1 protein-coding gene and 1 riboswitch are annotated in these 1705 nt (G+C 66.7%); the gene reads right to left on the reverse strand.

Going from position 1 to position 1705, the window contains the following annotated elements; genetic code table 11:
* Window positions 1-81 precede the first annotated feature (81 nt).
* Window positions 82-1083, reverse strand: coding sequence for an ABC transporter substrate-binding protein (locus ACEN88_RS31000; RefSeq protein ID WP_413345916.1), 1002 nt, complete (start codon window positions 1081-1083; stop codon window positions 82-84).
* Window positions 1084-1137: 54 nt separating this feature from the next.
* Window positions 1138-1247, reverse strand: a riboswitch (guanidine-I (ykkC/yxkD leader).
* Window positions 1248-1705 lie beyond the last annotated feature (458 nt).

A 1705-nucleotide genomic window follows, 5' to 3' on the forward strand; every position in this document is an offset into this window, starting at 1 on the left:
CAGGTCGCCGCGCACGTCCCAGGGGGAGCGGCGGTTGCGCGTGACCGCGCGATCGGGAGGGGGCAGGTCGTCGCGCATGGCTTACTTCTTGAGGGCGTCGGCCAGCAGCGAGGCATCGATGCCGGCGGCGTAGTCGACCGGGCCGGCGACCAGCTTGTTCGTGCTGAGGAATTTGTGGATCTCGGGACCGGCCGCGACGAGCGACTTCGGCTTGCTGGCATCGAGCGCGGCCTGGTTGTCGGCGCGGTCGAAGAAGCGCGTGCCCGGCAGGAAGACCTTGTACTCGGCCGGCTTGATGCCGACGACTTTCGCCATGATCTGCACCGCTTCGTCTGGATGGTCGTGGATGAAGGCCTGCGTGTCGAACCACGCCTGGATCATGCCGACGAGGTCCTGGCGCTTGGTCTTGTCGCGCAGGGCCTTGCCGTGGGCGACGAGCAGGTCGGGGACGAGGCCCGGCATGTCGCGCGACGTGAACAACGGGTGGCCCTTGCCGCTCGCCTGGATCTTGTTGACCCACGGGTTCCACACGACGGCGGCGTCCACGCGTCCCGCCACGAACGCGGCGGCCGCATCGCCGGCGGACAGGTTGACGACCTTGACGTCGTTGATGCCCATGCCGTTGCGGGCCAGCGCCGTGGCCAGCACGAAATGCGAGATGCTGAACTGCTCCAGCGCCACCGTGCGGCCCTTCAGGTCCGCGAACGACTTGATCTTCGGGCCGACCATCAGCGCGTCGTTGCCGGCCGAGTTGTCGTTGACCAGCACGGCCTTCACGTCGACCTTCTTCGCCAGCGGCGTCATGGTGTCCGACCACGTCTGCGCATTGGCATCGAGCTGGCCGGCCGACAGCGCGGCGACGGAATCCGTGTAATTGCCGAACCAGACCAGCTTGACGTTGGCGCCGTGCCGCTTGAAGAACCCCTTCTGGTCCGCGACGTACCAGGCCACCCAGCCCGGCCAGTCGGACAGGCCGACCTTGACCTCGGCGTGCGCGGGCCCGGCGGCCGACAGCGCCGCGCACAGGGCGAGGACCGTTGCGATGGAACTGCGAAGGATGCGGTGGTGCTGGAAGAAACGCATGATGGAGCTCCCGAAGTGGATAAAAACGAGAGGCAAGCGATTGCGGCGCAATCGTCCTCCCGGGCTTTTATCCCTCCGTGTAGCTCCTTGCCGCGGCGCGGCGGGGAACCGGCAGCTCTCGGACCAGCACCGCTCGCGCGGTCGGAACCCTAGCCACCTTGTCGAGATGTGCGCGATGCCGACATCGGCCCACCTCTCGTTGCAGGTTCAATTTGCAAGAACGGTGCCAGCCGGGTCCGGCCGGGCTTTACCTGTGTGAGGGCCGCGGGCGCACGTTCGCGGCGCGCCGCAGCGGTGCATCCATGCGCCGATCTGGTGCGTATTTCGCGCAGGCCGTGCGCCACGGCGGTGGACGCGGGCGGGCATCGACCTTGCATGGGATGGATCACGATCACGCCGCGGAGCACCGATGTCCACCTTTGCCAGCACCTTGTGTCGCCGTCTCGCCCGGCTCGCCTGGGCGTTCCTGTACCTGCTGGCCTCGCGGCCGGCACCACCGGGGTCAGAGCCCGATTTTTGGAAATTTCCCAAAAAAGGGCTCTGACCCTGACCCTTCCCCTCAAATTTTCACTACCTGCACCAGATTGATCAGTGTAAGTCGGGCGAGCTGGAAGGCGTGGCG

The organism is Massilia sp. CT11-108 (assembly GCF_047302915.1).
GTDB lineage: Bacteria > Pseudomonadota > Gammaproteobacteria > Burkholderiales > Burkholderiaceae_D > Telluria > Telluria orientalis.